11 protein-coding genes are annotated in these 12,944 nt (G+C 71.8%); 9 read left to right on the plus strand and 2 right to left on the minus strand.

The window, feature by feature from the left end; translation table 11 throughout:
- Positions 1-4: 4 nt before the first annotated feature.
- From ruvB to GVV76_RS04155, 6 genes are all read left to right on the plus strand, one after another.
- Entirely contained in the window at positions 5-1,024 is a 1,020-nt protein-coding gene (gene ruvB / locus GVV76_RS04130; RefSeq protein ID WP_159625546.1) for a Holliday junction branch migration DNA helicase RuvB, read from the plus strand.
- A gap of 265 nt (positions 1,025-1,289) precedes the next feature.
- The gene (locus GVV76_RS04135; protein WP_159625205.1) at positions 1,290-1,667 is read left to right on the plus strand and encodes a preprotein translocase subunit YajC; all 378 of its coding nucleotides are present in this window, start codon (positions 1,290-1,292) and stop codon (positions 1,665-1,667) included.
- Positions 1,668-1,768: 101 nt separating this feature from the next.
- Entirely contained in the window at positions 1,769-3,832 is a 2,064-nt protein-coding gene (gene secD, locus GVV76_RS04140) for a protein translocase subunit SecD (protein ID WP_159625207.1), read from the plus strand.
- Positions 3,829-4,932, plus strand: a complete 1,104-nt coding sequence (gene secF, locus GVV76_RS04145) for a protein translocase subunit SecF (RefSeq protein ID WP_159625209.1) — start codon at positions 3,829-3,831, stop codon at positions 4,930-4,932. Before secD ends, secF begins: the two co-directional genes overlap by 4 nt.
- Positions 4,929-5,474, plus strand: coding sequence for an adenine phosphoribosyltransferase (locus GVV76_RS04150; RefSeq protein WP_159625211.1), 546 nt, complete (start codon positions 4,929-4,931; stop codon positions 5,472-5,474). Before secF ends, GVV76_RS04150 begins: the two co-directional genes overlap by 4 nt.
- Before the next feature lie 123 nt (positions 5,475-5,597).
- Positions 5,598-7,925: a RelA/SpoT family protein gene (locus GVV76_RS04155; RefSeq protein WP_159523165.1), complete on the plus strand. Its 2,328-nt coding sequence runs from the start codon at positions 5,598-5,600 to the stop codon at positions 7,923-7,925.
- Here GVV76_RS04155 and GVV76_RS04160 read toward each other — a convergent pair.
- Entirely contained in the window at positions 7,899-8,564 is a 666-nt protein-coding gene (locus GVV76_RS04160; protein ID WP_175994036.1) for a hypothetical protein, read from the minus strand. The genes GVV76_RS04155 and GVV76_RS04160 overlap by 27 nt on opposite strands.
- 160 nt (positions 8,565-8,724) lie before the next feature.
- On the minus strand, positions 8,725-10,374 hold the full coding sequence (locus GVV76_RS04165) for a DUF349 domain-containing protein (protein WP_159625213.1): 1,650 nt from the start codon (positions 10,372-10,374) through the stop codon (positions 8,725-8,727).
- Positions 10,375-10,744: 370 nt separating this feature from the next.
- On the opposite strand from GVV76_RS04165, the gene GVV76_RS04170 reads away from it, so the two are divergent.
- The 3 genes from GVV76_RS04170 (at position 10,745) to GVV76_RS04180 (ending at position 12,921) form a co-directional block, all read left to right on the plus strand.
- Positions 10,745-11,323 (plus strand): hypothetical protein, encoded by a 579-nt coding sequence (locus GVV76_RS04170; protein WP_159625215.1) that lies wholly within the window; start codon positions 10,745-10,747, stop codon positions 11,321-11,323.
- Between the two features lie 19 nt (positions 11,324-11,342).
- Entirely contained in the window at positions 11,343-12,008 is a 666-nt protein-coding gene (locus GVV76_RS04175; RefSeq protein WP_159625217.1) for an RES family NAD+ phosphorylase, read from the plus strand.
- A gap of 85 nt (positions 12,009-12,093) precedes the next feature.
- Entirely contained in the window at positions 12,094-12,921 is an 828-nt protein-coding gene (locus tag GVV76_RS04180; RefSeq protein WP_159524607.1) for an MBL fold metallo-hydrolase, read from the plus strand.
- Positions 12,922-12,944 lie beyond the last annotated feature (23 nt).

The raw sequence follows: 12,944 nt of genomic DNA on the forward strand, positions 1-12,944 counted from the left end.
GGACATGCCGGGCCGCTTTGTGGGCGGCGGGGCGGATGAGGCCGAGCGCGCCGCCGAGGCCGCCCTGCGCCCCAAGCGCCTGGAGGACTTCGCCGGCCAGGAGGTCGTGCGCGGCCAACTCTCCGTGGTGCTGCGCGCGGCCCTCGCCCGCGGCGCGGTCCCGGACCATGTGCTCCTGTCCGGCCCGCCCGGCCTGGGCAAGACGACGCTCGCCATGATCATCGCTGCCGAGGTCGGAGGGGCACTGCGGCTCACCTCCGGGCCCGCCATCCAGCACGCGGGGGACCTCGCGGCGATCCTGTCCTCCCTGGAGGAGGGCGATGTCCTCTTCATCGACGAGATCCACCGCCTGGCCCGCACTGCCGAGGAGATGCTCTACCTGGCGATGGAGGATTACCGGGTGGACGTCGTCGTCGGCAAGGGCCCGGGCGCCACCTCCATCCCCCTGGCGCTGCCCCCCTTCACGGTGGTCGGCGCGACCACCCGGGCGGGCCTCCTGCCCGCGCCGCTGCGCGACCGCTTCGGATTCACCGGCCACCTCGACTACTACGCGCCAGGGGAACTGGCGCGGATCCTCAACCGCTCCGCCGGCCTGCTCGGCGTGGGCCTGGAGCCCGAGGCCGCTTCCGAGCTCGCCAGCCGGTCGCGGGGCACGCCGCGCATCGCCAACCGGCTCCTGCGGCGCGTCCAGGACTGGGCTCAGGTCCACGGGACCCCCGGGATCCTCGATCTTCAGGCCGCCCGCGCCGCGCTGGCGGTCTTCGAGGTCGACGCCCTGGGCCTGGACCGCCTCGACCGGCAGGTGCTGGAAGCCCTGTGCTCCCGATTCGGCGGCGGCCCGGTGGGCCTGGCGACGCTCGCGGTGAGCGTGGGGGAGGAGCCGGAGACGGTGGAGACCGTGGCCGAGCCCTACCTCGTCCGCGAGGGCCTCGTGGTGCGCACGCCCCGGGGCCGCGCCGCGACCCCCGCCGCCTACGCGCATCTCGGACTGGAGCCCCCCGCCGAGGGAGCCCTGCTCGTCTGAGCGCCGCGCGGCCATCGGCCGGTCCGTCCCCGGGGTCCGTCCCCAGGGGTCCGCCCCGGGCGGAAGAGCACAGTCGGGCCACGGCGCGGTCACGCGCGCGTCTCGTCCCGAGCCGCCCCGGCCCGAACGGGGCGCGTGTCACAGCCCGGTCGGGGTTTCGGCCACCCCGTCGCCCCCGGCGGTGACCTAGACTCGGTGCGGTTTGCCCCACATCGGGGCGTCGTCGCCGCAGGAGCTGCGGATCACTTCCGGAACTGGAGTCCCTATGTCCATCATGATCATGCTCGCCGCGTTCCTCATTATCATGTGGCTGTTCAGCGGCTTCGCCCGCCGTCAGCAGCAGAAGATCGTCGCCGAGCAGGACCGGCGCCGCGAGGAGGCCCTCGTGGCGGGGACCTGGGTGCGCACCACCGGCGGCTTCTACGGTCAGGTGGTTGATGTCGACGGCGACGTCGTCGTGCTCGCCACCCAGCTGGGCGACGAGTCCCTGTGGAACAAGAAGGCCATCGTCTGCGCCGAGGAGCCCCCCTTCGCCTCCGCCAGCGAGGACGATGACACCGCCGGCGAGGCTGATGACGCCGACGACGCGGCCCACGCCACCGCCGAGCAGGCCACCGCCGACTCGGAGGCCACCGAGTCCTGAGCCCATAACGCCCGGCGTCGCCCACTCCCCAGGGCCCGGCGGGCGCCTCCCTCACCCGACGCATCCTGCCGCCCAGGCGGCTACCTGATGAAAGGGACCCCGTGCCCACCAAGAAGATCAAGCGCCCCGGAACCAGGATCCTCCTCCTGCTGCTCGTCCTCGCCGTCGGCTTCGGCGCCCTCGCCTTCGGCTCGGCGACGAAGCGCACCGCTATAACCCCCGGCCTGGCCCTCGACCTCGAGGGCGGCACCCAGATCATCCTCACGCCGACCACGACCGACGGCTCGGAGATCTCCGACGAGGACGTCAACCAGGCCATCGAGGTCATCCGCCAGCGCGTCGACGCCTCCGGCGTGGCCGAGGCCCAGATCTCCCGCCAGGGCGGGCATAACATCGTCGTGGCGCTTCCCGGAACCCCGAGCGAGGCCACCCTCGATCTCGTGCGCAAGGCGGCGGTCCTCTACTTCCGGCCGGTCATCCGCGTCTTCCAGGTCAGCGCCGCGCGGATCGCGGAGCAGCAGAACAACCTGGCGGCGAGGCAGCAGGCGCAGGCCACAGCCACGCCGACTGAGACGGCCACGCCCACTGAGGCGGCCACGCCCACTGAGGCGGCCACGCCCACTGACGCGGCCACGCCGACTGAGACGGCCACTCCCACTGAGGCGGCCACGCCGACTGAGGCGGCCACCCCCAGCGCCAGTCCTTCCGCCACCCCCACCATCCGGCCGACCACGCCCGAGGAGGTCGCCACCCGGGCCGCCGACGTCAACCGCGACGGCACCATCAGCGAGGACCCCCTGCCGTCCACCAGCGATGACAACTCCTCGGACGCGTGGATCACCGAGAAGATGATCTACGACGCCGCCATGCTCGACTGCACCGCCCCGGAGAACCTCACCGGTGAGGCCCAGGACCCCACCAAGGCCGTCATCTCCTGTGACAAGCGGGGCAACGGCACCGCCTACATCCTCGGCCCCGCCGACATCGCCGGCACGGACATCGACAAGGCCGTCTCCGGCACTGAGACCACCGAGCAAGGAGGGCCCACCAACAACTGGGGCGTGTCCGTCGAGTTCAACGCCAAGGGAACGGAGCAGTTCGCCGAGGTCTCCAAGCGCCTCCTGGGCTTCCGCGACGCCGCTAAGACCGCCGCGAGGCCCACAGCTGGGCCCAATGCCGCGCCGGCCCGCACCACCGCTTCCCAGAAGGCCCAGTTCGCCATCGTCCTGGACGGCCTGACGATCATGTCCTCCGGCTTCCGCGACTCCGTCACCTCGCCGATCACCGATGGCCGCGTGCGCATCGACATCGGCAAGGGAGCGCAGGCCCGGACCCAGTCCAACACGCTGGCCAACCAGCTCTCCTTCGGCGCGCTGCCCATCAACTTCACCGTCCAGTCCGAGCAACAGATCTCGGCGACGCTGGGAACCGAGCAGCTGCGCAACGGCCTCATCGCCGGTCTCATCGGATTCCTCCTCATCATCGTCTACCTCGCCTGGCAGTACCGGGGCCTGTCGGTGGTGGCCGTGGCCTCGCTCGTCATCGCCGCGGTGGGCACCTACCTCGTCATCGCGCTGCTGAGCTGGCTTATCGGCTACCGCCTGTCGCTGGCCGGCGTGGCCGGGCTCATCATCTCCATCGGCATCACGGTGGACTCCTTCATCATCTACTTCGAACGGGTCCGCGACGAGGTCCGCAACGGCCGCACCCTCATCGCCGCCGTCGATGAGGGCTGGAAGCACGCGCGCCGGACTATCGTCGTCTCAGATGCCGTCAACCTCGTCGCCTCGGTGGTCCTCTACGCCCTGGCTGTCGGCGGCGTTCAGGGCTTCGCCTTCACCCTCGGCGTGACCACCGTCGTCGACCTCGCCGTCATCTTCGCCTTCACCCACCCGCTCATGGTGTGGATCCTTCGCTTCCGCTTCTTCGGCGAGGGGCACCGGCTCTCCGGCCTCGACCCCGAGCACCTCGGCGCCCGCTCGCTCGCCGCCTACGGCAAGGGCCGGGACGCCCTCATCGAGGGGGCCGTTGACTCCCTGGCGCGTCGCAAGGCCCGCGCTCGGCGCGGTCAGTCCGATGGCGCCGCTGCAAGGGATGACGCGATCGAGGGGGACGACGCTGTCGACTCCCAGGCCCACGATGGGAAGGACGGTGAGTCGAAGTGAAGAACCTCGCCACCCTCGGAAACGAGCTCTACTCCGGCAAGACCTCCTTCCCCTTCATCGCCAAGCGGCGCATCTGGTACACGATCGCCGCGCTCATCATCATCGGCTCCGCGACGCTCCTCGGCACGGTGGGCCTCAACACCGGCATCGATTTCAAAGGCGGCTCGGAGGTGACCATCACGGGCCTGGCCTCGCCCGCTGAGGGCCCTGCCAACACCGTCCTGTCCGAGCAGGGCCGCTCCGCGAGTTCGACGGTCACCAAGCTCGGCTCTTCCTCGGTGCGCGTCCAGACCACCGCGCTGGACAAGGCGGACCTCGACGCCCTGTCGAGTGAGCTGGCCACCGCCTACGGGGTCGACGCGGGCGATGTCTCCTCGACGACCATCGGCCCGACCTGGTCCTCTGACGTCACGAACAAGGCGCTGCGGGGCCTCCTGCTGTTCTTCCTGCTCGTCGGCGCCCTCATCTGGATCTACTTCCGCGCATGGAAGATGGCGGTCGCGGCTCTGCTCGCCCTGGCCCACGACATCATCGTCACCGTCGGCATCTACGCCGCGACGGGGTTCGAGGTCACCCCCGCCACGATCATCGGCGTGCTCACGATCCTGGGATACTCCCTCTACGACACGGTGGTGGTCTTCGACAAGATCCGCGAGAACACCGCCTCCTACACCACCCAGACCCGCTCCACCTACGCCGAGTTGGCCAACCTCGCGGTCAATCAGACCTTCGTCCGCTCCGTCAACACCTCGATCGTCGGCGTGCTGCCGGTGGCCTCGCTGCTCTTCGTCGGCGCCTTCATCCTGGGGGCCGGGACGCTGCGGGACATCGCCCTGACGCTCTTCATCGGCATGATCGCCGGAACGCTCTCCTCGATCTTCCTGGCCACGCCGCTGCTGGTCGACCTGGGGCGTCGGGAGAAGAGCGTGCGCGAGCAGGCCGAGCGCGTCGAGCGGGCCCGCAGGAGCCGCATCGAGGCCGCCGGCGACGACGAGGACGCCGTCGAGGCGATCCTGGCCGCCCCCAAGGCCTCGCCCCTCACCCCCGGCCACCACCTCGGACACGCCGCCCAGCCCAAGAGGAGGAAGAAGCGCCCATGAGCGTCCCCCCACCCCTGCCCGCCGCTCTCACCCGGCTCGTCGTCGACAACCTCCGGGAGATCCCCGACTTCCCGGAGCCCGGGGTCCTCTTCCGGGACATCACGCCCCTCCTGGCCAACGGCTCGGCCTTCGCCGAGCTCATCGAAGGCCTTGCCGAGCACTACCGGGGGCGGATCGACGCCGTCGCCGGCCTGGAGTCGCGAGGCTTCATCCTCGCCGCGCCCCTGGCCGTGAGGCTGGGCATCGGGATGCTCACCGTGCGCAAGGGTGGCAAGCTCCCCGGACCCGTCATCGGCATCGACTACACCCTGGAGTACGGCACGGCCCGCATGGAGCTGCGCCCCGAGACCGTGCGCGCCGGGGACAGGATCCTCATCATCGACGACGTCCTGGCCACCGGCGGGACCGCCGCCGCCTCCATCGAGCTCGTCGAGCGCGCCGGGGGCAGTGTCGAGGCGATCTGCATGCTCCTGGAGCTCGCCGAGTTGGGCGGCAGGGCCCACCTGGGCGGGCGGGACGTCGACGCCGTCGTCGTCTACTGAGCCCCACTGATCCCGCCCTCGCCCCCGGGGAAGGCGGGATCGCCCGGGGCGGATCCCGCCCCGGGCGGGCCCCAGGGCATCAGATGTCCGATGCATGGCTCCCCTCGTGGCTATGATGTTGCAATGACCGAGACCAAGGGCGCCGCGGACACGGGGCACGACGCGATCGTGCCCGGCTCGCGCGTCCGCAGCCGCCTCGCCTGGTTCGGCTCCCGGGGGCACTCCACGCCCCCCGCGATCGACCCGCTCCTGCGCGCCTTGCGGGCCAACCACCCCAAGGCGGACACCGGGCTTATCGTGCGCGCCTACGAGGTCGCCGAGAAGGCCCACGAGGGCCAGACGCGCAAGTCGGGGGAGCCCTACATCACCCACCCCGTCGCGGTGGCGACCATCCTCGCCGAGCTCGGCATGACGCCCCAGACGCTGGCCGCGGCGCTCCTGCACGATACGGTGGAGGACACCGACTACACCCTCGACAAGCTGCGCGCGGACTTCGGCGATGACATCGCCCTGCTCGTCGACGGCGTCACCAAGCTCGACAAGCTCCAGTACGGTGAGGCCGCGCAGGCCGAGACCGTGCGCAAGATGATCATCGCGATGTCCCACGACATCCGCGTTCTCCTCATCAAGTTGGGGGACCGCCTCCACAACGCCCGGACCTGGAAGTACGTCCCCGCCGAAAGCGCCGCCCGCAAGGCCAAGGAGACGCTTGAGATCTACGCGCCCCTGGCCCACCGGCTCGGGATGAACACCATCAAGTGGGAGCTCGAGGACCGTTCCTTCAAGGCCCTCTACCCCGGCGTCTACGACGAGATCGAGCGGATGGTCCACGAGAGGGCCCCGGCCCGCGAGGAGTACCTGCGCCAGGTCCGCCTGCAGATCGAGGAGGACCTGCGGGTCAACAAGATCAAGGGCACCGTCACCGGCCGGCCCAAGCACTTCTACTCGATCTACCAGAAGATGATCGTGCGGGGGAAGGACTTCGACGACATCTACGACCTGGTCGCCGTGCGCGTCATCGTGGACTCGGTGCGGGACTGCTACGCCGTCCTCGGCGCCCTCCACTCTCGCTGGACGCCGATGAGCGGGCGCTTCAAGGACTACATCGCCGTCCCCAAGTTCAACCTCTACCAGTCCCTGCACACCACGGTGCTCGGGCCCGGGGGCAAGCCCGTCGAGATCCAGATCCGCACCGCGGAGATGCACCGCATGGCGGAGTACGGCGTGGCCGCCCACTGGAAGTACAAGGAGGACCCCAACGCCTCCGGACCGGCCCCGGGCGGCACCGGCGTCGAGGACGCCGGCGAGATGGGATGGCTGCGCCAACTTGTCGACTGGCAGAAGGAGACGCAGGACCCCGCCGAGTTCCTCGACTCCCTGCGCTTCGAGATGGCCGGCTCACAGGTCTACGTCTTCACTCCCATGGGAGACGTCCTATCCCTGCCCAGTGGCTCCACAGCCGTTGATTTCGCCTACGCCGTCCACACGGAGGTCGGTCACCGCACCGTCGGCGCCCGCGTCAACGGGCGCCTCGTGCCCCTGGACACCCGCCTGGAGAACGGCGATACCGTCGAGGTTTTCACCTCCAAAGCGGCTAATGCCGGCCCATCACGGGACTGGCTCAGTTTCGTGGGCTCCACCCGGGCGCGCAACAAGATCCGCGCTTGGTTCTCCAAGGAGCGCCGCGAGGAGGCCATCGAGGAGGGCAAGTCTCTCATCGCGCGCGCCCTGCGCAAGAAGGACCTCCCGATCCAGCGGCTCATGAGCCATGACTCCCTCACGGACGTGGCCAAGAGCCTCGACAAGGTCGATATCGACGGGCTCTACGCCGCGGTGGGCGAGGGGCACATCTCCGCCCAGCACGTCGTCGACACCCTCGTGACCGCCATGGGCGGTGAGGCCGGCGCCGAGGAGACCCTTGCCGAGGGCGTCCTGCCCACCCGGGCCTCTGCCTCCTCCAGCCATCGCCGCAGCGGCGACTCAGGAGTCGTCGTCGAGGGCATGGACGCCGACGACGTCTACGTCAAGCTCGCCCGCTGCTGCACGCCCATGCCGGGGGACCCGATCGTCGGATTCATCACCAGGGGATCCGGGCTCTCCGTGCACCGGGCGGACTGTCACAACGTCGCCCAGCTCCAGCGCGAGCCCGAGCGGATGCTCCCCGTGACCTGGGCCGAGCACGCGCACTCGGTCTACCTCGTCCAATTGGAGGTCGAGGCGCTCGACCGCGGCGGCCTCCTGGCCGACGTCACCCGCGTCCTGGCCGACAACCACGTCAACATGATCTCGGCGACGATCACCACCTCCAGGGACCGCGTGGTCACCGGGCGGTTCGTCGTCGAACTTGCCGCGGCGAGCCACCTCGACCACACCCTCGCCTCCCTGCGCAGGATCGACGGCGTCTACGAGGCCCGCCGCACCACCTCAGGCGCCCGGAGCAACGGCTCCTGAACCGCGATGCGCGGCGAGCGGCGCGGCCCGCCGCCGCCCCGCGCGCTCGGAGAGCACCCGCTCCACGCTCAGGATGAGCCGCTGGGCCCGGGGGCGGCCGCGCGCCGCCCCGCCACGGCAGTGCCCCAGGGCCAGGAGCATCCCGCGCCGCGTCGCCCCGGCGCCGTAGGCCGCCAGGATCGCCTCGACCGCCCGGGTCGGCGGCGCGGTCCTCGCCACGTCGACGGCGGCGCGCTCCAGGGTGGAGCACTCCACCCCGGCCAGGACCACCCGGTCTTCCAAGGGCAGCGACATGCGGTGGGAGTCGAGGCCCCGCCACGCGCCGGGCCTCACCACGCCCGCCACGGACAGGACCTCGGGCGGCCTGAGCCCGGTGTGCACCCACAGCGCACTGGGGCCGCAGACCAGGTTGCCCCGCGGCACATGGGGGCCCAGGGCCCGAGCGCGCAGCGGGGGAGAGGTGAGCAGGTCGCTGGGGTAGTGGCCGCCCAGGAGCGGGGTGAGCAGCTCGTCGTCGAGCCCGTGGCAGCGCAGCACCCTCATGTCCTGCGGCGGGAGGGCGCCGAGCGCCGGCTCGATGGGACGGGGGCGTAGCCATGCGAGAGCCGCGCGGGCGGGGACGTGGGGATGCCTTGCCATGGGACCATGCTGGGCCCCCGCGCGGCGCCGCGGAAGGGGGCGCGGAGGATCTGTGGATAACCTGGGCGGGGCCTAGCGCGGACGGTGGTGGGACGGCTGATGCCCGGCACCTCGATCGGTGCCGGGCATCAGGCGGTTCCTGAGGTGTCGCGCGCCCGGATCAGGCCTGGGCCGAGCGCAGGACCTGGTCGAGCCAGGCGCGACGGGCGGTGAGCGCCGCCTCGGCCTCCGCGACCTTCTTGGCGTCCCCCGCGGCCTGGGCGGCGGCGAGGTCCTTCTCGAGCTCGGCGATCGAGTCCTGCAACTGGCCGGCCAGGCCCTCGGCGCGGGCCTTGGTCTCCGGGTCGGTCCGGCGCCACTCGGCGTTCTCCGCCTCGCGGATCGCGTCCTCGACGGCGCGCATGCGCCCCTCGATCCGGCGCACGGCCGAGCGCGGCACGCGCCCCGCCTCCTCCCAGGCGTCCTGGATGGGGCGCAGGGCCTTCTTGGCCGCCTTGATGTCCTTGATCGGCAGGAGGGCCTCAGCCTTGGCCACGAGGGCCTCCTTGGTCTTGAGGTTCTCCGCGAACTCGGCGTCCACGGCCTCGTCCTTCGCCTTGCGGGCGTCGAAGAAGACCTGCTGGGCGGCACGGAAGCGCGCCCACAGGGCGTCGTCCTCCTTGCGCGAGGCGCGGCCGGCCTTCTTCCACTCATCCATCAGCCCGCGGTACTTGGCGGAGGTGCCGGCCCAGTCCGTGGAGCCCGAGAGTTCCTCGGCCCGCTTGATAAGGGCCTCCTTGGCGGCCTTGACCTGCGACTGCTTGGCGTCGAGCTCGGAGAAGAACTGGCGGCGGTGACGGTCGAAGGCGGTGCGGGCGTGGCTGAAGCGCTTCCACAGGGCGTCCTCGGTGGGGCGGTCCAGGCGCGGCCCGCGACGCTGGGCCTCCTTCCACTTCTCCAGCAGGGCGCGCAGCTCGGCGCCGGAGTTCTTCCACTGGGTGCGCGCCGGGTCCTGCCCACTGATCTCCTCAGCGCGTTCGACGATGGCGGTGCGGTCCTTGAGGGCCTGCTCCTTGGCCGCGGCGCGCTCGGCCGCAACGGCCTCGCGGCGCTCCGCGGCGACCCCGCGCAGGGCGGAGAAGCGGGCGCGCAGCCCATCGAGGTCCCCGACGGCGGCCGGCTCGACGAGCGAGGCCTCGATCGAGGTGATCGTCGTGTCGATGTCGTGGACGGAGAGGTGCGGCAGGCGCGTGGCGAAGAGGTCGATCGTCGCCTTGAGATCGAGGTAGCGGCGCACGTAGAAGGCCATGGCCTCGGCGATCGGGGCGTCCGGGAACTGGCCGACCTCGCGCTCGACGCCGCCGTCCTGGACGTAGACCCTGCCCTCACCGTCGACACGGCCCCACTTGGCGGCGTCCATGGCCTCCTCGGGGTCGATCGGCGCCTCATTCGCGGCCGCGGGCGAGGGCTGCTCGGCCGGGGCGGAGGCCGCGGATTCCGCGGCGTCGTCAGCGTCGTCAGCCTGCTCGATGCTCGCGGTCTCGCCGGAGCTCTCGGCGGCGGCCTCCTCCGGAGATCCGGGGGCCTCGGAGGGCGCGGCCGGTTCGGCGGAGCCCTCGGCCCCCGTCGTCTCGGGCTCAGCGGCCCGGGCCGCTGCCGGGCCAGCGGGCGCCTCTGCCTGGGCGGGCTCGGCGGGCTCGGCGGCCTCGGCGGCGGCCGACTCCAGCGCGCCCGCGGGGGCGCTGGTGGTCTCGGTGGTGGCGGAGGCGGGCTCCGACTCGGACGTGGCGGTGGGCTCCAGCTCGGCGGCGGGCTGCGTCTGCTCAGTCACGTTGTGCTCCTTCGTGGTTGACGGGGCGAGGGAGGATCCAGATCCCTGTTCCGTTCGCGCCCGGCCTTGACGGCCGGGTGGTGGTGCGCTGGTCCGGGAGGCGCCAGCGCGTCGAGCCTACCCGCAACATCACTGAACTCCGAGCCCCGACCGCTTTTGCTCACAGATGGGGCGCCAGGATCCCGGACCATGACCGCCGCTCGGCCCGGGTCAGGCCGGTATCCGCGCCCGGAAGGAACTCTGGCGCATCTTGGCGCAGCTATATAGAATTGGTTGCGCAGTGCGAAGCGGCCATAGAGCGCCACGGGGCGCTGCTGGGGGCCGCGAAAGGCCGTTGGAGCACGGGCCGGAGAGGAAGGGGGGGCGTGAGATGACGCTGACCGTCGCGGATGTCTACGCCGAGCAGGGCCTCGACTACGACGAGGAGGCCCACGCCCGCCAGCTCCGGGCCATGCTGCGCAAGGCGCCACGGGGAATGGCCGTGGGGGAGGCGATGCTCGCCGACCTCGTGGAGCGCGGAGGCCTGGACGAGCCCGCGCGCCTGCGCTCCGGGTCGGGCCGGAGCGCCGCGAGGCTGGCCGTGGGCCATGCCGAGATGGTCATCAATCGGACCCTCGAGCTCACGCTCTCGGCCGCGCAGGCCGCGGAGGAGCTGGGCATCAGCCCCTCCCGCCTGTCCCACCGCGCCGCCTCAACGCCGCTGGCCGCCACGGCGGTGGGCGGGCGCAAGCGCTACTGGCGCTGGCAGTTCGCCGCCGGGCGGGCACTGCCCCACCTGGGGGAGGTCGTCTCCGGGCTGCCGGGGGACCTGGCCGGGATCGATATCGCCACCATCATGACCTCGCCGGATGAGTCGCTGGGCGGCCGCAGTCCCGTTGACCACCTCCTGCTCGGAGGCGGCGCCGAGGCCGTCGTCGCGCTCCTCAACGCCGCCGCCCGCGCCGCCTGAGCGCCGCCGCACTCCCGCCATGCCCCTCGACGCGCCGAAGAACCCCAGTCGCCCGCCATCACCGCTGTCGATCGAGCCTGAGGACATCCACCCCCATCAGGGCCTGCTGTGGCGCATCCACCGCACGGCGGGGGAGTTCCCATCGGCCTGGAACGACTTCCGCTCCTACGGCCCCCTGACCACCATGCGCTGGGACCCGCATCCCGGGCCCGTCGGCGATCACCCCGGGCATGGTGTGCTCTACACGGCCACGGATCTGCGCACGGCCGTCGCCGAGGTCTTCCAGGCGCAGCGCCGGGTCGACCCCATGGGGGCGGGCATCGCCGCGACCACCTTCGTCCCCGTCCGCCCGCTTCGGCTCCTGGCGCTCCTTGCCGAGGGCTCGCCCTGGCTGCTGCGCAACGGGGCCAGTCATTCCCTCATGGCCGCTCCCCGGGGCGCCTGCCGAGCCTGGGCCCGGGAGATCGCGCGGGCCGAGCCCGACGACGGCCTCGGCCCGGTGGACGGGCTGTGGGCGGAGTCCACGATGACGGGGCGCCCCATGGTGGTGCTCTTCGAGCGGGCCGCTTCCGCCCTGCCCGAGGAGCCCCGGGCCAGCGCCCTCCTCGCGGCGCCGGTCATGATGGCCGCGCTGGCGGATATCAGCGCCTCCCTCGGCTGGGAGTTCGCCTGGCCGACGGCGTAGGGGCCCGCGCTCGATCCCCCTCCGCGCGCTCGGCGAGCGCCGATGATCACGTGAGCGGCCCGGGGAGGGTGACTACGCTGGCCCCATGATCCTCGAGCGCACGATCGCCCCCGTCTTCGCCGCCAACTGCTACGTGCTCGCCCCCGCCCCCGGGGGCCCGGCCCTCGTCGTCGACCCGGGCGCGGGATCCGCGCGGGGTGCGATGGCCCTGCTCCGCTCCAACCGGCTCACCCTCGGCGCGATCCTCCTCACCCACGGGCACGCCGACCACGTGTGGGACGCCGCCACCCTCATCGAGGCCGCCCGCGATGAGGGGATCCTCTCCATCGCCGATCCGCTCACCCCGGCCGCCTCCGTCCCCGTCTACGTCCCGCGGCCCGACCTCCACCGCCTCGACGACCCCGATGCCTCCACCGCCATCAGGGCCAATGGCATGAGCTTCGCCGACATGGCCGGCACCGCCTGGAAGCGGCCCGCCGACATCCGGGCCTTCCCCGCCGAGGGATTCGGCGCCGCCTTTGAGATCCTCCCCGGCCTCGGCCTCCAGGCCGTGCCCGCCCCCGGCCACACCGAGGGTTCCACGCTCTTCTTCTTCAACTCCCGCCTGGCGGACAACTACCTCCTCACCGAGGCCGAGGTCATCGACGACGACCCCAGCCACGCCGATGAGGAGCGCGACTACCTCATGGCGCTGGCCGGCGACGTCATCTTCAAGGGCTCCGTGGGCCGCGCCGACCTGCCCGGCGGCGACCAGGTCCAGATGTGGGCGACCCTTCGTCTCCTGGCCGGCGCTGTCTCCCCTGAGACCATCCTCCTGCCCGGCCACGGGGCGGTGACCACCATGGAGCACGAGCATCACGGCAACCCCTACCTGGCCGAGGCCAAGATCCGTGGTGGCGATCGCAACGCCTGACACGCCACCCACCCGGCGAGCGC

Source organism: Actinomyces sp. zg296 (assembly GCF_009829695.1).
Lineage (GTDB): Bacteria > Actinomycetota > Actinomycetes > Actinomycetales > Actinomycetaceae > Actinomyces > Actinomyces marmotae.

Coding starts and splice junctions, on each gene's coding strand:
- ruvB (WP_159625546.1), top strand. CDS start 5: ATGCCGGGCCGCTTTGTGGGCGGCGGGGCGGATGAGGCCGAGCGCGCC.
- GVV76_RS04135 (WP_159625205.1), top strand. CDS start 1,290: ATGTCCATCATGATCATGCTCGCCGCGTTCCTCATTATCATGTGGCTG.
- GVV76_RS04150 (WP_159625211.1), top strand. CDS start 4,929: ATGAGCGTCCCCCCACCCCTGCCCGCCGCTCTCACCCGGCTCGTCGTC.
- GVV76_RS04155 (WP_159523165.1), top strand. CDS start 5,598: ATGACCGAGACCAAGGGCGCCGCGGACACGGGGCACGACGCGATCGTG.
- GVV76_RS04160 (WP_175994036.1), bottom strand. CDS start 8,564: ATGGCAAGGCATCCCCACGTCCCCGCCCGCGCGGCTCTCGCATGGCTA.
- GVV76_RS04170 (WP_159625215.1), top strand. CDS start 10,745: ATGACGCTGACCGTCGCGGATGTCTACGCCGAGCAGGGCCTCGACTAC.
- GVV76_RS04175 (WP_159625217.1), top strand. CDS start 11,343: ATGCCCCTCGACGCGCCGAAGAACCCCAGTCGCCCGCCATCACCGCTG.
- GVV76_RS04180 (WP_159524607.1), top strand. CDS start 12,094: ATGATCCTCGAGCGCACGATCGCCCCCGTCTTCGCCGCCAACTGCTAC.